The sequence below is a fragment of the Vibrio sp. T13N genome (assembly GCF_032970445.1).
GTDB lineage: Bacteria > Pseudomonadota > Gammaproteobacteria > Enterobacterales > Vibrionaceae > Vibrio > Vibrio diabolicus.
The window spans coordinates 50,541-75,033 of sequence record NZ_JAWJYE010000003.1 but is presented as its reverse complement, the minus strand read 5'-3'; the positions used below and the strand labels follow the sequence as shown (position 1 = coordinate 75,033).

The 24,493-nt window shown below is 44.5% G+C and carries 22 protein-coding genes; 5 read left to right on the top strand and 17 right to left on the bottom strand.

The features are described from left to right. Positions 1-33 precede the first annotated feature (33 nt). From R2S67_RS05820 to R2S67_RS05805, 4 genes are all read left to right on the top strand, one after another. The gene (locus R2S67_RS05820) at positions 34-513 is read left to right on the top strand and encodes an outer membrane beta-barrel protein (RefSeq protein ID WP_005394221.1); all 480 of its coding nucleotides are present in this window, start codon (positions 34-36) and stop codon (positions 511-513) included. 199 nt (positions 514-712) lie between these two features. Next, the gene (locus tag R2S67_RS05815) at positions 713-1,228 is read left to right on the top strand and encodes an outer membrane beta-barrel protein (protein ID WP_005394222.1); all 516 of its coding nucleotides are present in this window, start codon (positions 713-715) and stop codon (positions 1,226-1,228) included. 372 nt (positions 1,229-1,600) lie between these two features. Then, positions 1,601-3,181, top strand: a complete 1,581-nt coding sequence (locus R2S67_RS05810; protein WP_005394224.1) for a BCCT family transporter — start codon at positions 1,601-1,603, stop codon at positions 3,179-3,181. 121 nt (positions 3,182-3,302) lie between these two features. Continuing rightward, positions 3,303-3,692, top strand: coding sequence for an ATP-binding protein (locus tag R2S67_RS05805; RefSeq protein ID WP_005394226.1), 390 nt, complete (start codon positions 3,303-3,305; stop codon positions 3,690-3,692). Between the two features lie 20 nt (positions 3,693-3,712). Here the strand turns inward: R2S67_RS05805 and R2S67_RS05800 are convergent, their stop codons facing one another. The 16 genes from R2S67_RS05800 to R2S67_RS05725 all read right to left on the bottom strand — a co-directional run bounded on the left by R2S67_RS05800 (position 3,713) and on the right by R2S67_RS05725 (position 22,094). Further along, positions 3,713-4,351 carry a sugar transferase gene (locus R2S67_RS05800; RefSeq protein ID WP_005394228.1) on the bottom strand — a complete coding sequence of 213 codons (639 nt, stop codon included), beginning with the start codon at positions 4,349-4,351 and terminating at the stop codon, positions 3,713-3,715. A 10-nt stretch (positions 4,352-4,361) separates the two neighbouring features. Then, entirely contained in the window at positions 4,362-5,549 is a 1,188-nt protein-coding gene (locus R2S67_RS05795; RefSeq protein WP_237311688.1) for a glycosyltransferase family 2 protein, read from the bottom strand. Beyond that, positions 5,542-6,660, bottom strand: coding sequence for a glycosyltransferase (locus R2S67_RS05790; RefSeq protein ID WP_317342776.1), 1,119 nt, complete (start codon positions 6,658-6,660; stop codon positions 5,542-5,544). Before R2S67_RS05790 ends, R2S67_RS05795 begins: the two co-directional genes overlap by 8 nt. 220 nt (positions 6,661-6,880) lie before the next feature. Continuing rightward, the gene (locus R2S67_RS05785; protein WP_317342775.1) at positions 6,881-8,314 is read right to left on the bottom strand and encodes a chain-length determining protein; all 1,434 of its coding nucleotides are present in this window, start codon (positions 8,312-8,314) and stop codon (positions 6,881-6,883) included. Further along, complete coding sequence (locus tag R2S67_RS05780) at positions 8,311-9,435, bottom strand: glycosyltransferase (protein WP_317342773.1); 1,125 nt, start codon at positions 9,433-9,435, stop codon at positions 8,311-8,313. The genes R2S67_RS05785 and R2S67_RS05780 overlap by 4 nt, the downstream gene beginning before the upstream one ends. A 115-nt stretch (positions 9,436-9,550) precedes the next feature. After that, positions 9,551-10,915: an O-antigen ligase family protein gene (locus R2S67_RS05775; RefSeq protein WP_317342772.1), complete on the bottom strand. Its 1,365-nt coding sequence runs from the start codon at positions 10,913-10,915 to the stop codon at positions 9,551-9,553. Then, positions 10,912-12,342: a lipopolysaccharide biosynthesis protein gene (locus R2S67_RS05770; RefSeq protein ID WP_317342771.1), complete on the bottom strand. Its 1,431-nt coding sequence runs from the start codon at positions 12,340-12,342 to the stop codon at positions 10,912-10,914. Before R2S67_RS05770 ends, R2S67_RS05775 begins: the two co-directional genes overlap by 4 nt. Next, the gene (locus R2S67_RS05765) at positions 12,335-13,507 is read right to left on the bottom strand and encodes a glycosyltransferase family 4 protein (RefSeq protein ID WP_047008757.1); all 1,173 of its coding nucleotides are present in this window, start codon (positions 13,505-13,507) and stop codon (positions 12,335-12,337) included. Before R2S67_RS05765 ends, R2S67_RS05770 begins: the two co-directional genes overlap by 8 nt. An 11-nt stretch (positions 13,508-13,518) precedes the next feature. After that, complete coding sequence (locus R2S67_RS05760; protein ID WP_145474042.1) at positions 13,519-14,703, bottom strand: glycosyltransferase; 1,185 nt, start codon at positions 14,701-14,703, stop codon at positions 13,519-13,521. 155 nt (positions 14,704-14,858) lie between these two features. Beyond that, positions 14,859-15,929, bottom strand: a complete 1,071-nt coding sequence (locus tag R2S67_RS05755; RefSeq protein WP_317342770.1) for a glycosyltransferase family 4 protein — start codon at positions 15,927-15,929, stop codon at positions 14,859-14,861. After that, positions 15,904-17,427, bottom strand: coding sequence for a sigma-54-dependent transcriptional regulator (locus R2S67_RS05750; RefSeq protein WP_053807394.1), 1,524 nt, complete (start codon positions 17,425-17,427; stop codon positions 15,904-15,906). Before R2S67_RS05750 ends, R2S67_RS05755 begins: the two co-directional genes overlap by 26 nt. Before the next feature lie 276 nt (positions 17,428-17,703). Beyond that, the gene (locus R2S67_RS05745) at positions 17,704-18,084 is read right to left on the bottom strand and encodes an Hpt domain-containing protein (protein ID WP_012841848.1); all 381 of its coding nucleotides are present in this window, start codon (positions 18,082-18,084) and stop codon (positions 17,704-17,706) included. An 11-nt stretch (positions 18,085-18,095) separates the two neighbouring features. Beyond that, complete coding sequence (locus tag R2S67_RS05740) at positions 18,096-18,782, bottom strand: AAA family ATPase (RefSeq protein WP_047008761.1); 687 nt, start codon at positions 18,780-18,782, stop codon at positions 18,096-18,098. Continuing rightward, positions 18,782-20,884 (bottom strand): SLBB domain-containing protein, encoded by a 2,103-nt coding sequence (locus R2S67_RS05735; RefSeq protein WP_005394266.1) that lies wholly within the window; start codon positions 20,882-20,884, stop codon positions 18,782-18,784. The genes R2S67_RS05740 and R2S67_RS05735 overlap by 1 nt, the downstream gene beginning before the upstream one ends. Beyond that, positions 20,881-21,747: an OmpA family protein gene (locus R2S67_RS05730; RefSeq protein ID WP_317342769.1), complete on the bottom strand. Its 867-nt coding sequence runs from the start codon at positions 21,745-21,747 to the stop codon at positions 20,881-20,883. Before R2S67_RS05730 ends, R2S67_RS05735 begins: the two co-directional genes overlap by 4 nt. Before the next feature lie 26 nt (positions 21,748-21,773). Next, complete coding sequence (locus tag R2S67_RS05725) at positions 21,774-22,094, bottom strand: STAS domain-containing protein (RefSeq protein WP_005394270.1); 321 nt, start codon at positions 22,092-22,094, stop codon at positions 21,774-21,776. A 423-nt stretch (positions 22,095-22,517) separates the two neighbouring features. On the opposite strand from R2S67_RS05725, the gene R2S67_RS05720 reads away from it, so the two are divergent. Next, positions 22,518-23,363: a DNA ligase gene (locus R2S67_RS05720; RefSeq protein WP_046875255.1), complete on the top strand. Its 846-nt coding sequence runs from the start codon at positions 22,518-22,520 to the stop codon at positions 23,361-23,363. Positions 23,364-23,378: 15 nt separating this feature from the next. Here the strand turns inward: R2S67_RS05720 and R2S67_RS05715 are convergent, their stop codons facing one another. Continuing rightward, positions 23,379-24,377, bottom strand: coding sequence for a DUF3080 domain-containing protein (locus R2S67_RS05715; RefSeq protein WP_257897424.1), 999 nt, complete (start codon positions 24,375-24,377; stop codon positions 23,379-23,381). Between the last annotated feature and the right edge of the window lie 116 nt (positions 24,378-24,493).

The following is a 24,493-nucleotide window of genomic DNA, read 5'->3' as shown; positions in this document are numbered from 1 at the left end:
AGACGTGGGAATAATAAAGAGTAAAGGTAGATGATGAAAAAAACTCTATTAGCAGTGGCGCTACTTGGCGCATCTTCTGCGGCAATGGCAGATTCTTGGATTTACGGTGGTGCAACAGTAGGTCAGTCTGACTACAAAGGTGAGACGGATACATCATACTCTGTTCACGTTGGTACAGGCATTCTACCTATCATTGGTATTGAAGCTGGTGTGACGCAACACGGTGAATTTAACGTAAATGGTCAAGACACTAAGCTAACGTCTTACTACGCAGCACTTAAGCCAAGCATCGACTTTGGTCCACTGCATGTGTATGCAAAAGGTGGCTTCCACCAGTGGGACAAAGAAGTGAAAGGCGGCAAAGACGATGACGATTTGGATCTAATGTACGGTGTAGGTGCTGAGTACTTCATTTTTGGTCCGATGTCTGTTGGTGCTAGCTACATGAACTACACGGCGGGTAAAGACGATATCGGCACGTTCTCTGTTAACGCAACACTGCATTTCCTATAAGCGTCTAGCTTTCTAACACCCATATGAAAAACACCGACTTTATGTCGGTGTTTTTTTGTCTGGAAGTCACAAAACAAAAGTTGAACATAAATTATTCACTTTTGGATCTTAAAATGCTCATGCTTTCCAATATATAGTGGCGATTAAATGCGCATATTTGCGTAATGTTTCGCTTAGGAATCGCTCAGGAAGGGATAGTATGAAAAAAACACTCTCGTTATTAGCTCTAACGTTGTGCTCAACATCAGCAATGGCTGACTCATGGATTTACGCTGGCGGTCAAATTGGTCAATCTGATATCGATAGCGAAAACGATACAACCTACGGTATTCATGTAGGTACTGGTATTTTGCCATTCATTGGCATTGAAGCAGGTTACTTTAATCACGGCAAGGTGGATTTATCACTGAGTGGCAGCAGGGGTAGTGCTGATTTTGATTCATTCTATTTAGCAGCGAAACCAAGCATCGACTTTGGGCCGCTTCATGTCTATGCCAAAGGTGGCATCAATGCATTCAATGTTGATTATGACGGCGGACTGAGAAATCTAGATAAAGATGATGGTGTCTCCTACATGTATGGTGTCGGTGCCGAATACTTCTTGCTCGATAATGTTTCTATTGGGGCAAGCTATCAAGCGTTTGGCGTGGATATTGACAGCGATAGTGACACCGTGAGCAGTGTGACGGGGAATATTACCTTCCATTTCCTATAATAATCAGTCTCTATGAAAACTTTACTGACTTGGTTTCATCGCTATCTTTGAAACCAAGTCAGTGTTACTTATCTCAATTTACGCGCCCTTCAATGATAAAGCCACAGAGCGCAAGTATTTCCAGTGCTTTTCGAACGATCAAATTACGATAAAATCAATCGTTAGACCTCATAATTTTTGTGTTGATATTACTTTGTTCTCATCTGCCTTTAACTGAGCCAAAAATGCAATAAATGGCGATTTTTTGCAAAAATATGTGATTACTGCTAAACTTCGCCCCGCTTTAAAACTTTAGAGTTCAAATTAATGGAGGGCGGTATTGGAGTTCTTCTCACCTGAGGGGCGTTTCAAATTCACGTTAAATTTGTATTTATGGATAATGCATTTAAAAAATATAGTATCGACACAACAGACTATCAGGTTGGACAGGACAACGTTCAAAAGTGGGGATTCGACATACATAACCCCGTTTTTGGCATCAGTGCGGGTCTCGTTGTTTTCTGTCTAATTTCACTTCTTCTTGTTGAGCCAACCACTGCTCGTGATGTATTAAACGGTCTGAAAAACGGAATTATCGAACAGTTTGATGCGTTCTTTATGTGGTCGACAAACTTCTTCTTATTATTCGCTGTTGCTCTTCTTTTTTCTCCGCTGGGTAAAATCCGCTTAGGTGGCAAAGAAGCAACGCCGGATCACTCAACCGTTTCTTGGTTGTCGATGCTCTTTGCTGCTGGTATGGGTATTGGCCTTCTGTTCTGGAGTGTGGCGGAGCCGACCGCGTACTTCACTGATTGGTGGGGAATGCCACTGAACGCAGTGCCATACACAGAAGAAGCGAAATCTCTAGCGATGGGTGCCACCATGTTCCACTGGGGTGTGCATGGTTGGAGTATTTACGCACTCGTTGCACTAGCACTTGCGTTTTTTGCTTTTAACAAGGGCTTACCGCTTTCATTGCGCGCGGCGTTTTATCCAATTTTTGGTGACCGAGCATGGGGTTGGTTAGGACATGTTATCGACATTCTTGCCGTTTTATCCACGCTGTTTGGTCTTGCAACGTCGCTGGGTCTCGGTGCTCAGCAGGCGACCAGTGGTATTAACCATGTCTTTGGTCTAGAAGGCGGCATTGGTACACAAATGATTGTGATCACCTTTGTTACCTTTATCGCGGTGCTATCAGTAATTCGTGGTATTGATGGTGGTGTTAAGCTACTGAGTAACGTCAATATGGTGGTTGCGTTTGCCCTGCTTATTTTCATTACCTTTATCACGTTTGATACGGCGTGGGGTTCGCTACGCGACACAACAATGGCTTACATTGAAAATATTATTCCGTTGAGCAACCCCCACGGTCGTGAAGATGAAACTTGGATGCACGGCTGGACGGTATTCTACTGGGCTTGGTGGGTATCTTGGTCACCGTTTGTTGGTATGTTTATCGCGCGTGTGTCTAAAGGTCGTACGGTTCGAGAATTCCTGTTCGCAGTGATCGTTATTCCTACTGTCGTTACCTTGATTTGGATGTCTGTATTCGGTGGTATCGCGCTTGACCAAGTGGTGAATAAAGTGGGGGAGCTAGGTGCAAATGGTCTAACTGATATTTCACTGACTCTGTTCCATGTTTACGATGCGCTTCCGTATAGCTCAGTGATTTCAATGCTTTCTATCGTGCTGATTCTGGTGTTCTTTATTACATCATCAGACTCTGGCTCACTGGTTATCGATAGTATCACTGCGGGTGGTAAGATTGATGCACCAATTCCACAGCGTATTTTCTGGGCTTGTATTGAAGGTGCAATTGCAGCTGTTATGCTTTGGGTTGGTGGTAAAGAAGCCTTGCAAGCATTGCAGTCCGGTGTGGTTGCAACGGGATTACCGTTTACCTTTGTTCTGTTGTTGATGTGTGTAAGCTTGGTTAAAGGGTTAAGAACCGAACTGTCAGCTTACAAATAAACACTATCCACTATTGAATTTAAATGCCGAGCCTAATGCGCTCGGCATTTTTTATTTCTACTTTTCTTTTTCAATAATTCCGTTACAGTTTGGGCTTATTCCCACCTCATTTAACAGCATTATGTCACTGGCTAAACTCATTCTTATTCGTGGACTTCCAGGTTCAGGTAAAACAACCTTAGCAAAGCAATTGGCGATAGAGCTTGGTGCTAAGCATTTTGAAGCTGACATGTATTTTGAAAATGATGAAGGTGATTATCACTTTAACCCAACTGAGTTACCCCAAGCGCATGAATGGTGTTTTCAGCAAACTCGAAAGTGGTTGAACAAAGGGAAAGTCGTGATTGTGAGTAATACGTTTGTTCGGCACTGGGAGATGAAGCGTTACTTGGACTACTGCGTGAAGAAGCGCATTGAGGTGGAAGTTAAAGTGTGTCGCGGCGCGTATCAAAGCATTCATGATGTGCCACCAGCGACCATCGAAAAGATGCGACGCCAGTGGCAAGAGTGATCGTTACCAGAATCGAGAAACTACTGGCCTCGTCCATCAATCATTACAACGAATGTTTTACTCATGATTGAAAGGTCCATTGAAATCCAAGAGTAGAACGAACCTAAGCTTAGTGCGTAACTGTGGTCAAAACCAACTTTACGTCTTACATCTTCAATGCATGCATCATAGCCTTGGTTAACTTGCGCTAGGCCTGTAATTCCTGGTAATACGCCATATGTGCGTTCTACAAAATAAGGGATTTCATCTTCCAACTTTTGGTAGAAAGCAGGGCGCTCTGGACGTGGCCCGATCATGGACATTTCACCTCTCAACACATTAAACAGCTGTGGTAACTCATCTAAACGCGTCTTACGTAAAAAACGTCCTACTGGTGTGATTCGAGGATCATTTTCGGTTGCCCAAACTGCACCGGAGCGTTGCTCCGCATCAATATACATGGTGCGAAACTTCATGATTTGAAAAAGATCCATTTTTTCTGGTGTACAGCGCCCAACACGCAGTTGACGATAGATCACTGGGCCTTTTGATGTGATTTTTATAGCTAGCGCGATAAATGGGAATAGTGGTGCAGTGACGAGCAAAATAAACATTGCAACCAGTACATCAAACGTTCTTTTCGCGTGGCATACATTTGAATCGTAGCGTGAGTTTTTCATGATGCTTTCCTTATTGGTTGACGCGTTTCCAACGTCCATTTTCCATTCCTAGCAAATACTTCATACCGCCGATGAAATTGGCGAGATGACCAATGACGATGTAGCTAATCAGTTTAAAAGGTTTGACTGTGTTAAGTGCAGGCACCAAGTAAGTGACAAGTGCGATACCATAAACACAGGCTTGAGCGAGCAGCATTACTTGAAAAAGCGGGTTGTGTGCCAGTAGTAGTGAACAAACCAAGCAAACAATCATCAAATAGGGTGTTGCTAAGCGCAGAACCTTTCCCGATAGAAATGCAAAGGCAGTGCCACGATAGCGAGGTAGCAGTAATTTCTTTAATTGCATGAGCTGCTGCATGTTACCTGCTGAAATTCTTAGGCGTCGCTTGAAGTCTGCGTCGTCTGAGCTTTGTTCGAGTTCAAGAGCTAGCATGTTAGGTTCGTAGATAGCGTTATAGCCTCGCAAAACGATTCTCATAGGGAGAATAAAATCGTCATTGATGGTGCTGACTTCAAGTGGTTCAAATAGGTGGGTTCTGAATGTATAAAACGCACCGTGAGAACCAATCGTTGAACCCAGCAAGGATTCTTGGTGCTTCACTCGAGACTGGTATTGCCAGTACGCTGCTTCACCTTGGTTATCGGTACTCATTATTTGATATGTCGCGTTAACCACTCCAACCTTCTCATTTTGATAATGCTGACTAGCTAGCAACAGAGAATCGCAAGAAATCAATGCCGATGTATCACTCAGTGCGGTAATGTCCGAGCTAACATGACGCATTTCTTCGTTGAGTAGGGCAACTTTACCGCGATTGACTTGGTGGTCATTAATGATGAACAGTGTATCGGAGCAGATTGCTTCTTGAATCGTCGCTTGAGCAATCTCGGCTGTGTTATCTGTGCAGCCATCACATGCGATCACCACTTTCAATTTATCTCTTGGGTAATCTAAGCTCGCAAGGTTGCGGATCTTTTCTGCTATCCATTGTTCTTCATTGTAGGCGGGCACGATGACAGTAACAGATGGTAACTGACTGTCTGTTTGAGAGGCTTTGTAAGCTCGCTCTACAAATGGTGCTGTGGTTTTTTGCTGTTTTAAAGGAAGCCATTTAAGTAGCAATGGATAACCAACATGATGATAGACAATCAAAAATGCGGATAAACCAAAACCTGTAATCCAAAGTAAATCATTCATAGCTAGCCTCCTTGGCCAAACGTGAGTAGCGACCCACCATGTCTCTGATATCAAAATGTTTGAGAATAAAAGTTCGAGGAGAACCATGGGTTGATTTCAATTGCAGCGACAAAGCTTCCGCCAAAGAGAACACACGGTTGGCTTCAACCAATGTGCTGTTAATCGGGCAGAGCGTCTCTTTCACGCCACCAACATCGGTTGCGACACAAGGAACGTCACATGCTTGAGCTTCTAGTGTTGAGAGGGGGAAACCCTCTTGAAGCGACGGTAAACAAAATAAATCGAGGCTTTGGTAAAAGCTGGGCATATCGTCGACCAAGCCTAAAAAGGTAACGCGATCCTCAAGTTTTAACGTTCTAACTTGTGCTTCCAATTGAGCTCTCTGAGAACCATCTCCAGCAATGGCTAGGTGTGTGTTTGGCGTAAGATGAGAGAAGGCTTCGATAAGCACTTTATGGCCTTTAACTGCTTCTAAACGTCCAGCTACTCCAATTACGGTTTTGTTGGCTGGAAGCCCAAACAAGTTTCTCTTGGTTGCTTGATTACCGCTTTGAAATTTCTGGCAATCGATTCCATTATGTATGGTGCAAACTTTGCGGTAATTCAGTTTTTTCTGGATTTGTTCGGCGACAAAGTTCGCATCGGCAACCACATGTGGACGAATCATTTTTAGCAGTAGGGACTGCAGTCGAGCTGACTTTCTGCTATTCAGATGCCAGGCGTCGTGCTCAGTATGGATAATTACTGGCACCTGCGCTAAGCGTGCCGCAATCCCACCATATAAGAGTGGTCCGATATGGTGAGTGTGGACCACATCAGGCTTAAGTCCTTTGAGCATGGAAGTCAGCGTACTGATGGTTGTCCCGCTGAATCCAGGTTTCTTATTGAGAAAGTGCAGTTGGCCTTGGTAGGCCGAGAGTTTTGACCAGCATTGCAGTGCTTGCGCTTTGCTTCCCTCTAAACTTACGACAAACACGGAATGATTCGGTTGCGCAAAACGAAGCATCTCTAATACGAGCGTTTCCAAACCGCCAGGAGCTAAGTGCTGCACGACGTGTAATATCACTTTTTTATTGCGTTGAGTGCTATTTTGCTTTTGTCTGAATTCCATTCTCAAACCCTCGTTGAGTTCTTTGTTTATTCAGGAATTGCAGACTGCGTGCCAATAAATTAAGTGTTTAAAAACATTAAGTTAATGGCGACACATATGAAGTTCGATGTTTATTCTCAATTTGAGATTCATATTAGTGGAAACCTTATGCGGAGTTAGAATAAGCACAAAAAGAAAAGCACTCGCTGAACGAGTGCTTGTCATGGAGTGTTAACGGCTGTTAGCTTCCGTATACCACTTTAGGTAGAGTGGTGATCACAGGAACGCCAAGATGCTTTTCTAATGCTCTTTTAGAGCGGATAGAGTTATCTGCTAACTCAAGTATCGTCGCTAATCCAATGCCCAAACCCGCGCCACCGATAAACCCTAAAATGACAAACACAAAACTAGGTAAGTTAGACGGAATGGTTGGTGTGAAAGGTTCATCAATGATTTTCACGCGTTTATTCTCTTCAAATACGCCAAGTGAACCAGTTAATTGAGCCATTTCATAACGCTCTACAAGGTCATCATACATTTCTCTTTTTACCGCTACATCACGAGCTAGGCGGTTGATTTCTGTTGCTGTGCTACCAAATCGATGCGCATTACTTTCTAACTCTTGAATCATTTTTCGTAAGCTATTTGTTTCTTCTGTGAGGGCTTCAAAGCGTCCGCGCATAATTTGCAGTTGGTGAAGCTGAGAGACCAGAAGAGGCTGAGCTTCTCCAAGACTGTTTACGGTGGTATTGCTAGCGATATCCCAAAGTTGGGCGCTGTTTAATTCCGGTTGTTTAGAGTTCAATAGTACTGAGCGCTCTTGCTCCAAGCGGTTTAACTCTCGTAGCTTGCCTTGAACCATGCTATGCGCCTCAGTGTACTTGGCGCGAAGCAAAGTGAGCTCACTACGAATGTCGATGATTTGTTCTTCAAGCTTACCGATAACCGGGTTGGTTTTAGAAAGCTGTTGGTCCAAACTACCTAGGCTTCGGGTAACACCAGCAAGCTCCGCTTCTTTTTCTGCCAAGGTTTGTTTAAGGCTTGCCAGACGAGTCAGGCTTTGTGCTTGCATTTCAGGCGTCGCGTGAGAGTAAGTATTCTTGTATTCCGCGAACGCTTGCTCTGCTTTATCCAGCTCTTCTCTGCGTTTATTAATATGGATGGTTAAAAAGTGACTTGAATCTTTAATTGAAGATCGTTCAGGAGCTAAAAGCTGTTCGACAAAATGTTCGCTGACGGAGAGTAACATCGACTCCATGCCATTCGGTTTGCCACTTCGTAGTTGGATTTGAATGAAGTCCTTACCAAGCTGCTGAACAGACAAACGCGACGCGAGATCTTTAATGATGAACTCTTGCTCTTTAGCACTCATGTCGTCACTAATCAGCGCTTGTTCTTTGGCAACTGAGTACAAAACATGTCGGCTTTTTAGCAAGGTACTGAGTGCGCTCAATCGGTCTTTCAGCATGGTTGAGACGGCAAGATCTTGAAGGAATGGGTTCATTTTCGCTGTCTCTTGGATAAGCATACTTGTATGAGCGACATAAGTCGTCGGAACCAGTTTACTTACGATGAAACCCAGCACAGGCAATACAAGCATAGGAATAACGATCATGTAGCGACGTCTCCAAGCCCCATGTAACAGTACACTGAGGTTTTCTCTTAAATCGTTCATAGCGCCCTCACTAATTTATCAACTTGGTTGGCTCTTGCTTCCCAGCTTTGCTGTTGAACAAATGACTTTGAATCTGTCGGTGGCGGTAGGAGGTGATCGAGACTGGCACGCACGTCTTCGACATCTTGAACCACATGAAGCATATGTTTGTAGGGCATTAATGCAGGAAACGGTGTGCTGATAACAGGGGTTCCTGTTGCCAAGTACTCAAGAAGTTTAAGCGGATTACATGCCTTGATTTGAGCGTTATCAACAAAGGGCAGCCAACTGGCATCCCAGTGTTGGGAGTAACGTGGCAGAGTGTGATGCGATCTCGGGCCAAGGTAGTATATGTTGCTTCTTTGTGGAAGCGGATTATCACTGAACTCGTTAGGGCCGATGAACACGAGATCCCAGTCAGGCGCTTGGTCTGCGACTTGGGCAATTAAGTCGTAGTCTAACCATTCAGACAAACTGCCATAAAAGCCCAGCACTTTGCGACCATTATTAGGAAAATCTTCAGCCTTAGGTGCTGGCTCAGAAAACAGACTAAAGTCGACACCGTGAGGCAAAGTGACGGTTTTACCAGATGGAAATTGAGTGGCGAGTTTGTCACTTGCTGTAAAAATCACATCAGCCGCGTTAACCAGTGTACGTTCATGCTTGGCAACCGTGTCGTGGTCAACACCAGCTAAAGCGCTAAAGTCATCGCCACAATAGTAAACTAGCCCACGTGAATTCATTTTCGCACAAACATCTGCGGCCGTCGGGAGAGATGTCCAAAATATAGGCTTATCAAAACCAAGAGCGTGTAATTGTTTATTGAGCTGGTATTTCATCATCTTAGCCGCTACTTTTCTTGCCAGCGCAGAACTTGGAGCAGGAATAGTGAGTAGGTTATTGGTGTGAATATTTGGGTTTATTTCAGACTCTAACGTTGGCTTATGCGATCCAGCGTTATTAAACACACGAGTGAGCTTGTTTAACGCACGTTGTATGTCTTTAGCGGTCAGCCTAGGTTGACGCAGACCGATTGAGTTAACCCAAAGGATGCGGTGGCTCGTTGCTAGTCGTTTGACAATGTGTTGAGTGGAGGAGGGTAACCCACCAAAATCTTCTCCAAATACTACGATGTCTGTCATGTGGCTCTCCTTGAGTCTTCGTTATTTGATTACTAATCAAGAGAGTAATCACAATACGTGCCAAGGATTTATTTGTTATAAAACAGGTAATTGGACTTTCTATTGGTATTTGAAATTAGGATTTCTCATTTTGACAATCACTTTGAACGATTCGGCTAACGACAACCGTTAATGCTGCCAGAATGTAAATTGGCCAAGTGAAACCTTGAGTGAGGAAAGTGCCTGATACGATGGTCCCGATCAGCCCACTTAAGACTGCGTTTGCTCCAACAGAGAGGGTGTAATCCGATGTTGGCGTCAGTAGTGAAATAGAATGCAAAGAGGTTCGAATCAATGACACAATCAATGTAATGAACACAGCTAGTCCAACAAACCCTGTTTCTGCTAATACGCCAAACCAAGTACTGTGTACGGCGTGATTGATGCCATCCCAGTGAGGGCTATAGAAATAGTAATTGAAGTAGAAATTATCAAGCCCAACCCCAGTTAACGGATGGTGGAGAGCCATTTTAAATGCGGCTTCCCACGCGTAAAGTCGTCCCATCGCAGAGGCATCTATACCATCCTCGGCTGCGCCACCCGATTCTCGCCCTGAGATACCAGCAAATGCGTAGAGTACGATGGCTGCGACGGCGCCTAGTACTAAGACTAACGTTTTGCTTTTGATATGCTTAAAGGCAAAGTACGCAAATACCGATAGAGAGCCTAACAAGCCCCCGCGGCTTTGTGTCTCAATAATCGCAAAAAACAATACCAAACAGGTAACAAGTGCGAAGAGTCGGAGATGCTTAGGTGAACGTTTCTCCATCAACTGACTAACGGTAAAGGCGAGGGGAAACATTAATACCAGCGCCAAGTCGTTCGGATCGCCGAGTACTGAACCTATTGAGCGTCCAATCGATACACGCGTCCCTTCCACTAAATCAATGCCATTCGCTGCGTTTTGTAATGCGACTAAACCAATCAACAATCCGGCGAAAATTATCGCTTTCGACATTTGTGCCAACTGAGCAGGCTTGGTAATAAGCCAGGTGATCGCCAATGTCATAATGATGATTTTCCAGTAGGTATTTTTGAAAACCGTAATGGCAATGTCACGACTGGAGGCGAAGACGATGCCGATGATCACCAGCCCCCAAAATATGCACAGCCATTTTAATGAAGGGTGCCAAAAAGCAGTAAGCTGGCGACTTATTAAAAGGTGGAAAGCAAGTGCGGCCAGTGCCCCCAATGATAGTAGCAATGGGATCTTAAAGTTATAGATAACGGGAAACGCTTCGTGAATACGGAAGAATGAAAAAATAACGAACAGCGTGACGAGCCAAAACGTTTGGTTGAGAACGAACAGTAAAGCCAGCGGGGCGAAACATAGTGCGACGATCAAAATAGGGTGAGGCATAACAATCCAAAGCAAGCCGATACAGACGGTAATCGTCAGCGCTGCGATGGACTGCTTTCTTCTCACCTTGCTTTCAGTCATAACGAGTATCTCTTCACCTGTCCACGCCATTTCACCATGTATCGAGTGAGCGCATTTAGCGTCTCTTTACTCATATAGCGAGTGGCTATCCCTGCCAGCAAAGTGCATGTCAAAATGCAAATTGCGATGGCGATGCCTATTGATTGTGAGGAGTGAAGCAGGAACAGTGCCACACCGGAGATAATCTGCAATAAAACCATCAGACTTAGGTGAAAAGGCAACGGCATGCATTGTTGGCCTACCACATAAGTAAGGCCAAGCTTACACAGTTGAGCGTAATAAAGCGCAATGAAAACTCCATAGATACCCAGGGACGATAGGCCAAACAGCAAAGCAATTGCAACGCATGCTGAGACGACATTAATACCCAGTAACCAGCGAGTACGACGCTTGTACAAAATGGAAATATTAATGAGCTCGCTCCACTCTTTTAGCATAGCGATAGGCAGTAAGAACAAGCTGAACAGTACCGCCTCATGATAGGTTACTGGTAACAGGTAAGTGATCATCACCATTGCTAATGTACCGACTGCAACACTTAACCCTGTAATGTAAATCATGCCTAGATGAGTGATGCGCACAGCTTCTGTACTCCTACGCACTTCTAGGTAATTAAATCGACGTGGCATCCACCACATGCCAAATGGCTGAACTAAAATACACATGCCAACCGCAAATTTTACGGCTATTGCGTAAATCCCTAATGTCGCAAGTGAGGCGTTCGCGCCGATGAACCAGCGTTCAGCGCCATTGAGACAAAACGCAACCAATCCAGCCATCATCATTGGCAGACAGTAATTTAGGTATTGTTTCGCCACTGTCAGATTTGGCAGAGTCATGCTGTAGCGGTTAATGATTTGCAGCCAGACAAACTGAGTAATAGCAGCCAACAAGCCACCCCATAAAACAGAAATAACATGTGGGTGAACAGACAGTGCCGTGATGATGAAAATGACCTGAAAAACAGTGGTAGTCACCATGACGTTAAGTAGGGTTCTTGCTTTGTCGTCCTGTGTTCTCAACCAAGCTGTGCCGATTGCGATACTGCCTTCTAGAACGATAGCAAACATAACAATAGCAAACTCGACGCGCGTAAAAGGTGCAGGAATAGGCGCGAGCATAATGATAGCGAGTAGGCATAAAGCCACGATACCAGCGATGAACAAAGCAAGTGAGTACAGCTGGTTTAGAAGGCTTGTGCGCGTATTTTGATCCTTTTCAACCCCGACGAATCGATACAGCGCTTCATGCAAAGCGAAACTGACGAATAAGGTTGTGACAACGCCAAAGGTGGTAAGCAGTTCAAGCTTGCCCATTTGTTCTGGTGAGAGAAAGTGGGGCAATACAGGCAGCATGATTAAGCTGATGCTTTTGTTTATCACTAACGCGATAGCGAACAGCGACATATTGGTCATTGCTTTAGACATGGTCATATCCTTTGATGTATCGCGGTGTTTTGAGTTTACAATCGCCATTCGGTGCGGATTCTGCTGCAAGGTGCTGAGCGATTGGCAGATAACAACGTTCGGCCGTATAAAGTTGAGAAACGTTGAGTGCTTCGATACCCATTGTCACTTTCATCCATGGAGACTCATTCAAAAGGCGAATTGCGTTATGTAACGACGCCACATTGTTTGGTGTGTACTTGATGCAATTGCGGCCGTGCGTTAATACGCGATCCCAGTAGCTATCATCATGTGGGATGACGATGCACATGCCTGCTGCGAGAGCTTCTAAAATGGATAACCCAAAAGGTTCGTTAACACTGGTGGAAACAAACACACCACACTGAGAGCGTAGGTCATCGAGGTTATCTGGGCACTCATGCCATTCAACACCTTTTGTGGTGAAGTCTGGTGTTGAATATTCCACACCTGCCACATTTGGTTTGATGTAACACACGGTAGATTTGATCTCTTTTGTCTTATCAAGTGTTAAAGCATCAAGAAAAAGATCGATGTTCTTCCATTTTAGTAAGCTCGCTGCCCAGAAGACGCGGTTTGAAATCGGATTTGCTTGTTTTGGCCAGCGGTCTCTCGATAGTCCGTTAACAAACGTAGACGCATTCAAACCACACCAATAGCGTTCAGTGGCTGGCTTCTCTGTTTTGAGGTAGACCTGTAAGGCCTCTAGCATCGATTCTCGGGTGTTTGCCAAGTAATAAATTGCGGATGCTTTTACCAAGCAGTAGCCGGAAGATCTTGAACGACCAATTGGACCATGAACCATTTGTACAACAGGCTTTTTGCTGATTAATCTCAGTAAGTACAAAGGCATATCATTACTTGGGCAAGATAGACCTAAAAAGCTATCTATCTTTGGTAGTTTCATGCACGCAAAAATCAGTTGGATAAAGTAATACGCGTTCATTAACCAGTAAGTGAGGCCATGAGTGGAGCTCAATGGTGATGGTTTGATTTTGATAATCTGCACACGAGGCGTATCACTAAGCAGTGACTCCCAATGCTCTGGATTCGTGGTCAGCAGATAACCAATTACGTTCAGTTTATCGCACTGTTTGAGGAGCTCTGCATTCGCAATCTTAGAACCACCTTGCATTGGGATGGCGTCGAACATTAATACACGTTTCATGACTGGGCTCCTCAATTGATGCTCAACCAGCGTGAAAGAGGCTTCATGCAGTGAGTCATTGGCATTGGTGTAATACTGTTGTTCTCAAGCTCACCTTCATAAATACGTTCAATGGCGCTTATGGATGCTGCAGTCGTGAGGTTTTGGCTAGCATGAAGATAGGCGTTTTCAGCTAGCTTGTTTCTTAGAGCTACATCTTGCATGACTTGTTGGATAGCGTTTAATAAGCCTGCCATTCCGCGATTCTGGTACAGTAGCGCAGAGTGATTATGCTCGAACAACTCAGGAATACCTCCCGTTTTAGGAGCCACGATAGGTAATTGGGCTAAAGCCGCTTCCCCTAATACGAGACCAAAGGCTTCCTCGTAGGCGCCGCTAATAAAAGCGTCTGCATTCCCAGACATCCATGCACCAGCATTGCTTTTTTCCCCGACAAAGTGGACTCTGTCTTGGATACCGAGATCCGAAGCAAGTTGTTGCAATGTTTCTCTTTCCTCGCCATCGCCAACGATAACAAGATGAGGATTATCGTGATGGTAATTGTGCATGCGCATAGCGCGAATAAGGCGGTCGAATCCTTTTCTTTTAATCAATGAACCTACCGAGAGAAAGGTAAACGCTTGTGGAGGTATTCCGAGGTGAGCCTTGATATCAATGGGCGTATCAGAGTCCAGAAGCGATACACCGTTGTGCACAACATAAAGTTGGTCTTCTGGGTAACCGTCCTGAATAATTTCACGACCGACATCTTTACTAACGCAAATCAATTTTGGGGAGAGGTGTAGCCCAAGAGAGAAGCGATCTCGCAATGTATAGTGACAATGAAGTTGGGTGACAAGTGGGATGTGATTCATACGTGCAGCCAAACACATCCATTGACAAGGACCACCGCTATTAACGTGTACCAAGTCGATATTGTGTTTTTCGATCAGTGCTGAGCCCTGTTTGATAAGGCTGTTCCATCCGCTAATATCCCAGCGAGGTGCACTCCAGCCACCAACGAGATTGAAAACAGAATGTTCCGCTTCAATTCCGAGCGATTGACACTTATCGATTAGTGGCTGGCAGTTTGACCACACGAATGGCTCAAACTTATCACGGTCAATCCCTGAGATGAGATCCAGAAGTACCACTTCACTGCCGCGAATCCAGTTATCACCATAATGAACATATAGAATGCGTTTTGGAGTAGTCATAAGTCACCTCTGTCTCATCATTAACTTGTGTTAACTGCTGAGTTGCAACAGAGATGCCAAAATATGCCATTAGTTTATGTATTTGAATGTTATTAGATATTTGTGCTTGGACTTAAGGGGAGAAGCAATATTCTCATATTGAGAACCAATATGGCTTATTGCTCCGTTTCAATTTGATATTTTCGTAGCAATACAGGAATAACGCTTTGCGCCGAGAAATCATCAATAATGGTCTGCCGAGCGTTTTGACGAATGTGAGATTGCTGCGCTTCATCAAGAGACATCCAATGTTTAAGGCATTGAGCGAGAGATGGGATGTCATTGACAATAAAGCCATTTTCGCCAGTCTGGATAATATCGGGCAAGCGACCCACGCGTAGGCTCATCACGACTATTCCTCTAGCCATTGCTTCAAGCGCCGCCATAGGCAGGCCTTCATAGCGAGAAGAAATAACAAGCACGCTAATGTTTTTCCAAACGGTCTCCATTTCAGTTTGATGACCGAAAAATGTCACATTTGAAGGGGCAATGTGGGCGAGTGATTCTCTTTCGGGTCCATCACCGTAAACACTAAAATGCAATGTTGGGCAGAGCTTAGCCACTTCGATAAATTGGTCGGCACCTTTTTCTTGGCTCAATCGGCCGACGAAAGCGATTTCTTGATAGTTGAGATTACGATCGGGAATTGAAACAAAGTTATTCAGCAGTTCCGAAGGGAAAATGACTTTACGCTGAATGCTTGGGCTGACGGAAAAGCAGTGGTTAGAGAGGTAGCCTGAACTTCTATCAAGCCAATCATAGAGCCACAGTTTTCCCGAGGATGATTCTCCTGCATGATAAGTTGAAATCAAGCGAGGAAATGTGCGCGTGAGTAGCTTGGCACAGCGCGCCAAGATTGACGCTTTGTAACCGTGGGAGTGAATGACCGATGGTTGGTGATTGGCGACCGCGCTTGTTAGGTGTTTGATCTTTAATGCCTTATGTGGCTCACCAGACAAATAGTTCAAGTAACTCACAGGGATAGTGGATTCTTCTGCTTTTTCTACAATCTGTGCTGGTGGCGAGTACTCAGTCGTTAAGACAACACGTGCTTTGTGCCCAAATGTCATTAATCCACGAGCAAGCTCTATGACGTGACTTTCGATACCGCCAAACAGGCGGCTATCAAGAAAAATCCAAATTTCACCAACGTCAGGTTTCTCAAGATTGTTCGAGATTAATTTCATCCGCTTCCCACGCTTGTTTTTTTCGGTAAACCGTAGATGGGCTTAGCTCCAGCATTACGGCGGCATTGAGAACGTTGCCATCACAGTATGCGATTGCGTTTTGAATCGCCTCACGTTCCACTTGCCACATAGGGCGAATGGTTCCATCAGAGTTAAAGTACGGCGAGGCAGCCGCTGAGGATTGTATGTTAGGTTCCGGTGTCGGTATTGACGGTTCTCTAGCGGGGGCCGATTGTTCCTCAACATACACAGGTTGGGATGTTATTGTTGTAGGGTTTGCTGGCTCTTGAGTTACATGTGCGGGAGTGGATGTTCTCACCGTTTTAGACTTTCTAGTCAGTTGAGCGGGTAGGTGATTCACCGTGACTTTTTCGTCATTATTAAGCACTACAATGTTACGTATGATGTTTTGCAATTGCCTTACATTACCCGGCCATTCGTAGTGCTTGATGATATGTTGAGCTTCGCTGTCGATTGTTGAGAATTTCTTTTTGTCCTGTTTGGCATAAGTGGTCAAAAAGTGCTTGGCTAGCGTGACGATGTCACTTCCTCGCTCGCGCAGAGGGGGCATATCGATAGGTATTACGTGTACGCGGTAATACAAATCTTCACGAAAACGACCTTCTTCCACTTCTGTTAATGGATCTCGGTTGGTGGCACAAATGATTCGAACATCCACTTTCATCTCTCGAGTGCCACCAAGCGGTGTGTAGGTTCCTGTTTGAAGAAAACGGAGCAACTTCTTTTGCATCTCAAGTTCCATTTCACACAGTTCATCGAGAAAAAGCGTCCCACCGTGAGCCAGCGTCGCAGCACCTTTTCGGTCTGTTGTGGCCCCGGTAAATGCGCCTTTGACGTGGCCAAAAATCTCACTTTCCATTAAATCTCGTGGGATAGCCCCGCAGTTAATTGCAATAAAAGGCTTGTCTTTACGGTCGCTCTGACGGTGCACGGCTTCAGCACAGACTTCTTTACCTGTGCCGCTTTCACCCACAATAAAGACACTGGCAGATGTTGGAGCAACGGCATCAATAGTTTTATATACCGCCTGCATTGGGAGACTTGAACCGATAAATCCGTGATAGTTATGGCGATCAAACTTGGACTGAATGTTTTCTACTAAATCTTCCAATTTGGCGCGTTTGAGGTGTAATGCAACAGAAGTTTTTAGGCGATCGGCGTTAATAGGTTTTTCTAAGAAATCTTCCGCACCTTTTTGAATTAGGTTAACGGCTAAGTCTACGCTGCCGTGCGCTGTAGCAATAATAACGGAGGTAGGAATGTCATTCTGGTTGATCCAATCCAACACGTCTTCACCAGACATATCGGGCAGTTTCAAATCGAGAATGATGAGCTGAGGTTTGCTTCTTTCAATAAATTGAATTGCTTCGCGACCTGTTTCGACATGAAAAATGTCATAAGGTTCGTCTTTGACATACTGCTTATAAAGTATGGCTAGTGAAGTAGAGTCTTCTACCAGTAACACCCTTGGTCTCATAGTCCTATCCCAACGTAGTTCGTTTCATTTTTATGATTTTTGTCAGCACTATTATTTGTATTTAGCGTGATGAGCGAGTTATATGGCTTAGTGCTCTCTAGTGCTGAATATTCTCAATTTGAGAAAAGCGTTATCTAAGTATTAGCACAAGGTGGGAAATTTGCGAAAAATCCATACTTTTTAATTGATTAAGTTAAATTGTAAATGTCTTAGATGATATCGGCATCGCACTTTAATAAGTGCGATGATTCATAAGATAATTTATTATTGAAACGGTTACTCGAACCCTTGATCTTTTCGCTTTTCTAGCGCGTCAAACGATTCAATTGCCAGCTGGGAAAGAGACTCACAGAGAGCCAATGCTTCTAGTGTTTTCCCTTCCACACAATATTTCTCAATCATTCTTGCTTGTCTGGAAAGCGTTCGGTTACCTAAAGCAAGGGCAGAGCTGCCGAGTGTATGAACTTCGAACTCTAATGTTTGGAGGTCTTTCGCGCTTAATGCTTGCTCTATTTTCTCCATGCGCTCTCGTGACTCTTCAATATAGTGTTCAATCAGAGTAGGGATGATTTCGGCGCACGTATCTTTGATCATTTGCTGGAGAATGTGTTCATCCACCAATTCCTGTTCGATAGTCGGTGTGTTATTTGCAGTCATATTGGCGCTCCCTATAACATAAACAGTTCACTTTTCTTAATTTGTTGAGATATCTTTTCTTTCCACTTTTTGGGTAAAAAGCGTAGCTTGGAAACTTGGCGGATCAACTCATCTTTCAGGCTAGGTGTATGCTTCATATTCAGCACGGACCCAATCAAATTCGCATCGCTAGCATCAAGTAGTTTTTTGGCTTGTTCGAGTTGGGTTGCCGTCGTAGAGCCATAATGTGCGACTAATAAGGTGGCATCACATACGCCCGCAATCACTTGAGGGGCAATATTGCTTCGGTTGACACTCAGAAGTGGAGATGTGTCTATCACGACGCGCTCGTACTGCGTTAACCACTCTGCAATATTGCGCTTCAGCATCGTCGGGTCTCGGTACGCCAATTGAGTGCTGGCGAGAGATGGAGCAGGGAGACCGACTAAGGTTTGATGCGTATTTTCTCTTGTGATCAGGTGGCCAACTTTTTCTGTATCATCAAACTCGTGAATGGTGCGATACGCGGGCTTGAACAGGTTAAGATCCACATACAAAGTATTGTGTCCAGCTAAAACCAGACGCTCTGCTAGAGATGAAGCCACGGAAGTGACGCCGTCTTCAGACTTACAACCCACAACACAAATCGTTTTGTGGCCTTTCTGTTCACTCTGAAGATAAATTTGCTCAATCTCAGCGTGAGTGGCAGGAATAGTCATTACAACGCTCCTATTAACACGATGGTTGTGGTGATTTGTAAAATATCTCTTAATCCGGCTCTTGCTTTTTCAGCAAAGCTTTCGTCTTTATGTGGAATGTAAATAGTGTCGCCTGCACGGATGACTGGTAAATCATAAATGTTGGCGGTTTTGCTAAAGTTCACCAAATCAAATGTTCGAGCTTGGCCCTGACAGCAAGACATGTTGACCACACTGATTTTTTCAAGATACGCATTGTTTGTCGGGCCTCCTGCTTCGGCCAGCAAGTCAAGTACCGTCATGTTGTCATTAAATACATAGCGCCCAGGGTCTCTTACTTCACCTAATACACGCACGGTGGATTCTTTGGAGCGATCCAACCAGTTTTTGTTTTTTTCCGGAATGTAAATGGTATCGCCGGGACGAACGTGGGGCAGAATAGACTCATCGCCCGTTTCAAAGTACATCGACAAATTCAATTTACTCACTTTGGCATAGCCTAGGCCACGGTGCGTCACACGAATATTGTGAATATCGGCATCCATTGTTGGTCCATCGGCGGCAGATAAAATATCCAGAAAGTGCATCTCTTCGGTAAAGCGATAGCGGCCTGGGGCATTGATTTGACCGAAAACATATATCGAGGCATCAGAGCTCTGGCTTACCCATTGCGATTTGTTGTCTGATGGATCGTCAGGTAATGCATGGACTCTTACTACCGTGCCAGCAGAAACTCGGGGCAGATTCGATGTTGGTGAGCCATCTAAAATGTATTGATCTAAATCGAACTGTGTCATTTGACCATTATTGGCGACTTCAATTTTGGTGGTGTCAGCTCTACGTGTTGGGCCGCCAACATGCGCAAGCAGATCAATTAAATCCATTTCGTCTGACCATTCAATACGTCCCGGGCGCACGACTTCTCCCATCACAGCGACCGCTCGACTTGGCGCCACTTTTAGCCATGACTTCTCGTTGAAATCGGTTTTCTCAGGGACGAAAATCGCGTCGCCAGGTCCGACATTCGGTGGTCTAACCGAAGACAGCCCCTCGGTATGCGCGGTTAGGTCGAATTTGATGACCTTACCATCGGCTTTTATGACACGAATTTGGCGAGATTCTGCATAGCGAGTAGGCCCGCCTGCATTGGCGAGAATATCCATGAAGCTAGCGTCTTGCTTTCCTTCATACGCGCCAGGGTGGGCAACTTCACCCATGACATAAACCACATTTGCACCCGCTTTGATTTCTTCTTCCTGTTTTGGAACAAAGATGGTGGCACCCGGTAGGATTTCTGGTAGTAAGCTTTGATCACCCGTATCTAGATACTTTTTCAGATTAAACATGGTTGGGTTGTTATTTGTGATCACGCGAATTTGCTCAACACTGGCATATCGTGTTACGCCGCCAGCTCTCATCACGACATCAACGAGCGTGGTGTTCGGTTTGTAAGAGAATGAGCCGGGTGCATTCACTTCACCAAAGACTTTTATGGCACGAGCGGAGTCTGCGCTATCGCCTGAATTCGCGAGTTTTGCTGCATCAAATTCCTGCTCAATATTCCCAACGAGTGGAGATGCTGGAACAAACAGTACGTCCAGCGATTCCAATTTCGGGAGCTGGCTATTGTCACCAGTATCAAGGAAACGTTTGTAGTCAAACTCGATATTTTTGTCGCCGCGTTTAACGATCATTTTATCGAGCTGAGCACCAGCGCGAAGGCCGCCAGCTTCGTATACAAACATTTGAATGTTGGAACCTGAAGGTAAGGTATATTCCCCGGGTTTGACCACGTAGCCTTGGACTGACACTAATAACTGTTGTTGTTTGATAAAGACTCGAGCGTTGTTTACGTCACGATACACGGTTTTTAGCGTTTCGATAATCACGTCTTGGAGTTGTTGCTCATTATATCCAGCAACAAATACAGGGCCGACTTCTGGTAAGTTAATACGCCCACGGCGATCGACTTGAAACCCTTTATTTAAAGAAGCTTCTCCAGGTAGGTTAATCTGAATTAAATCGCCGACCTTAACAGTATTGTTTTCATCAGCAGACGAAGTAGGTACCCAAGCGACCAAGCACAAAAGAACGAAGGTGATAAATGGTTTCATCGTGTTCATAGCGTACCTCCTGCAGATAGATTGCGATTTACTGAGGTATCGCTATCTGAATTAGGGCTAATAACCTCGATGCTTACGCGGCGGTTGGTTAAACGCACGGCAGGTGTTTCACCTTCATAAAGCGGTAGGCTATCTCCCACAGATTTGGTGGTTACGCGTTCTGAAGTGATGCCAAATACAGTCAGGTAACGCTTCACTTGTTCTGCACGCACTTGAGCGAGTTTCTGGTTGTAATCTGGTGCTCCAGTGACATCTGCATGCCCAGTCACCACAAGAGTTAGGTTAGGGTGGTCACGTAAAATGTAGGCAGCTTCTGCCAAATGTCCCATGTACTTTGGATTAATTTCTGCTGAATCGACAGCAAATTGATTATCAATATTGAGGAGTGCATAAATTTCAGCGACGACGTTCAAATCGCTACGCAATGCTTCAATATCATCGGGTGGCGTACAAGTGGTTTGGCTTAATACATAGTCGAGTTGCTGTTCAAGTTGGTTTAAACGTCGACGCTGAATCACCAGATCGTTAGCTGCATCGAGTAGAAGTCCGCCTTCGAGCTCACGTGCGATTCTGCTTTGCTTCTCAAGCGCTTGCACGACTGCTGCAGGAAAGCACCAGCGTGCGCCTTCTTGAATCAACGCGTCTAGGTGTAGCTTGGTGAGTTGCCAATCAAACCTCAACCCATGCTCTGGACCTAACGGTTCATCGGGCATGACTGGGGAAAACTGATAATTTTCAATTGAGATATCTTGATAGTTTTCCGCCAAGCCACCTTTTCCGTGGTCTGGGTAGTCAAACGACGAACAACCAAACATGCCGACAACAAGACCGCTTACTACATATCGTCGTATAAGATTTACCATGCCAACCTCCGTTTAAACCGGTATTTTTAGTGTCCTTTTGAGTTAACGGGAATAGCATGGTTAATACGAAGCAAGCTCATGATTTCTAAAGGTTGGCCTGATACGTTTTCAATACTCATGCTTCTTTCACGTTCAACTAGACGCTTATATAAGTAAACAATGGCACCAATCCCTGAAGAATCAAGAAATTGGACGTGCTGTAGGTTAATTTCGACTTCTTTGTGATGATTGTCGTGAATTACTTCATCAATGTGATGTTGTGCTTGTCGACAGCCACTTGCGTCTAAGTCACCAAAAAACTCAATGGCTAATTTGTCTTGATTAATTTCTAGTTTGCGTAATTCCATGACTCTATCTCCGTTTGTTTTCTCTACTTGGATATAGAGCAGGTAACGTGCCAGATTTAAATGCAAATAAAATCAAATGGTTATGATTTTTTGTTGATGTCATTCAAATTGAGAAGGAATAGGTTCTCAATTTGAGAATCAAAAACGCATAGACAAACGGCTTGTTCAGGAGAGGTGTCGAATTAAGATCGTTCGCTAAAGCAAGAGTCTCATCGAGATTAGGTTGCGACTTGATTTGAGACTCACTCATCCTATTGTGAACAATGTGTAAATATTAAATGCAAAATCTGTCTAAAGTTTATGATTGTCCTTGCAAATCATTACTTAAGTTGATTGTTCTGAGTCGAAGAATGACTAGTAATAAATAGGTCATCGAGAGGAGTTACGGTTCAATAAAGGCGATTTTTTGTACAAGGTCTTCTTATGCCATTAAAAATGACATTAATCGCGCTGGCTGTTATGACAGCGTCTTCGCAGCTTCAAGCTGATACTTCTCTCACACCTCCAGTTTCTCTTGCGCAAAGCTATCAAGATGGTATCGATGTATCTGAATATTGGTATAGCGAAAAACTCGACGGCATTCGCGCCTATTGGACCGGACAACATCTCGTGACGAGAAATGGTAACCGAATCTACGCTCCAGATTGGTTTATAGATTCACTCCCTGACTATCCGTTAGATGGTGAGCTATGGGCGGGACGAGGCAATTTTCATCTCGTACAACAAACGGTTTTGGATAAAACGCCTGTGGAGTCAGCTTGGCGAAACATTGATTTTATGATCTTTGATATGCCGTATTCTGCTGGTGATTACCGGAAGCGTTATTACAACATCAAAGACTTAGTGCTCGAAGTAGACCAACCTCATATCAAATATGTCGAACACCGAGCGATCCAAAATGAAGCTCACCTGTTTGCGCAATTGGATAAGATTTCAATATCCGATGGTGAAGGGGTGATGCTACGTAAGGTATCAAGCCGTTATCAAGCTGGACGTGGTAGTGATTTACTTAAACTGAAACGATACGCGGATGATGAAGCGCTAGTCGTGGGCTATAAACCAGGCACGGGGCGTTTATTGGGTATGATGGGGGCGATGTTAGTTCGCTTACCAGATGGTACAGAGTTTTACATCGGTAGTGGGTTTACCGATGAAGTACGCCGTCAGCCCCCGAAAATAGGTTCAACCGTCACGTTCAGGTACAATGGTTTTACTCATACTGGTAAACCACGTTTTGCCCGATTTTTGCGTGAGAGGCTGAAGGAATAGAACGCTCTGCACTTACTAGTTGCCAACGGTTACGCCGCACCGCTTGAAGAGACCCTGCCAAAACTGAACGTGGTTTAGGGTTTCTTGTCTAAAGGTTTTGTGTGCTTCTTTTATGCCATATTGATGACCATGAAGTTGCATACGCTTTTCTATCAAGGTGGCGCCATCATGAAGTTGCTGATAGGTACTGTCTAAATAGGCTAAGTAAGGTTGCACTTCTTCAACGTAAATAGATTGGAAGACATTTCTTAGGTAGCGGAACTGGGTGGTGTCTCGGTTTGGCCCGCACAATACATTATTCTGATGTTGTTCAAGTAACTGAGTCGTAGCTTTTAGCCAGTGAGAAGCGTTTATCATCGAATAGTAAAGCCGTCCGATTAAACGAGATTTCTCTAGCTCTTCTTGATACTGCACAATCTCAATATCGGGCAGACGTGAAATGGCGCGATGAGGCAAGCCGTACATTTCACTGAAAAGGCGATAGACGTCATTAAGACGTGCAATATCATTCGTCGTTTCTTGAGATAGCCAATCCGACGCCGTTAGCTGCTTTTGCATTGCATCACTCGCGAGTAGTAAGTTGTCGAGATGAATGTCTAAATGTTGCCACTTAGTCGAATAAAGCTCTGTCAATGTAGTACGTTCTTCATCGCTGAGCTGAAATTCGGATAGACATCGATTCATGACTCGTAACAGTGAAGTTTGGTAATCAAAATCATGAAATGCATCCTGCACCTTACCAAGTTGCGAGTTTTTCTCGGCAAGTAGATTGAATAATCCACACTGGCGTAATTGGTAGCTTTCTAGTAAACCAATCGATAGCCTGGGAAGTGGCTCGAATAAGTCGCGTTTTGCAGGTATGGTCACCGTAGGTTGCGATTCGATTGGAAGAGTAGGAGCGTCCAACACATTGGCGACACGTTGGTGATACTTGTCAAACATTGCTCTTTCTGGGTTGAACCAGTTATCGCAACCGTTAAGAAACAAGACTAAAAACAATAAAATAGACCGCACAAATATCCTTTTTATAACTTCGTATTCGTCACCAAAAGAGCAGGCTGAACTGGCTCACAAGCTTGTTATAAGTATACTCAACAGCGTTATTATTCGATCAAAAAAGCCAGCGTGTG

Coding starts and splice junctions, on each gene's coding strand:
- R2S67_RS05820 (WP_005394221.1), top strand. CDS start 34: ATGAAAAAAACTCTATTAGCAGTGGCGCTACTTGGCGCATCTTCTGCG.
- R2S67_RS05815 (WP_005394222.1), top strand. CDS start 713: ATGAAAAAAACACTCTCGTTATTAGCTCTAACGTTGTGCTCAACATCA.
- R2S67_RS05810 (WP_005394224.1), top strand. CDS start 1,601: ATGGATAATGCATTTAAAAAATATAGTATCGACACAACAGACTATCAG.
- R2S67_RS05805 (WP_005394226.1), top strand. CDS start 3,303: ATGTCACTGGCTAAACTCATTCTTATTCGTGGACTTCCAGGTTCAGGT.
- R2S67_RS05800 (WP_005394228.1), bottom strand. CDS start 4,351: ATGAAAAACTCACGCTACGATTCAAATGTATGCCACGCGAAAAGAACG.
- R2S67_RS05795 (WP_237311688.1), bottom strand. CDS start 5,549: ATGAATGATTTACTTTGGATTACAGGTTTTGGTTTATCCGCATTTTTG.
- R2S67_RS05790 (WP_317342776.1), bottom strand. CDS start 6,660: ATGGAATTCAGACAAAAGCAAAATAGCACTCAACGCAATAAAAAAGTG.
- R2S67_RS05785 (WP_317342775.1), bottom strand. CDS start 8,314: ATGAACGATTTAAGAGAAAACCTCAGTGTACTGTTACATGGGGCTTGG.
- R2S67_RS05780 (WP_317342773.1), bottom strand. CDS start 9,435: ATGACAGACATCGTAGTATTTGGAGAAGATTTTGGTGGGTTACCCTCC.
- R2S67_RS05775 (WP_317342772.1), bottom strand. CDS start 10,915: ATGACTGAAAGCAAGGTGAGAAGAAAGCAGTCCATCGCAGCGCTGACG.
- R2S67_RS05770 (WP_317342771.1), bottom strand. CDS start 12,342: ATGTCTAAAGCAATGACCAATATGTCGCTGTTCGCTATCGCGTTAGTG.
- R2S67_RS05765 (WP_047008757.1), bottom strand. CDS start 13,507: ATGAAACGTGTATTAATGTTCGACGCCATCCCAATGCAAGGTGGTTCT.
- R2S67_RS05760 (WP_145474042.1), bottom strand. CDS start 14,703: ATGACTACTCCAAAACGCATTCTATATGTTCATTATGGTGATAACTGG.
- R2S67_RS05755 (WP_317342770.1), bottom strand. CDS start 15,929: ATGAAATTAATCTCGAACAATCTTGAGAAACCTGACGTTGGTGAAATT.
- R2S67_RS05750 (WP_053807394.1), bottom strand. CDS start 17,427: ATGAGACCAAGGGTGTTACTGGTAGAAGACTCTACTTCACTAGCCATA.
- R2S67_RS05745 (WP_012841848.1), bottom strand. CDS start 18,084: ATGACTGCAAATAACACACCGACTATCGAACAGGAATTGGTGGATGAA.
- R2S67_RS05740 (WP_047008761.1), bottom strand. CDS start 18,782: ATGACTATTCCTGCCACTCACGCTGAGATTGAGCAAATTTATCTTCAG.
- R2S67_RS05735 (WP_005394266.1), bottom strand. CDS start 20,884: ATGAACACGATGAAACCATTTATCACCTTCGTTCTTTTGTGCTTGGTC.
- R2S67_RS05730 (WP_317342769.1), bottom strand. CDS start 21,747: ATGGTAAATCTTATACGACGATATGTAGTAAGCGGTCTTGTTGTCGGC.
- R2S67_RS05725 (WP_005394270.1), bottom strand. CDS start 22,094: ATGGAATTACGCAAACTAGAAATTAATCAAGACAAATTAGCCATTGAG.
- R2S67_RS05720 (WP_046875255.1), top strand. CDS start 22,518: ATGCCATTAAAAATGACATTAATCGCGCTGGCTGTTATGACAGCGTCT.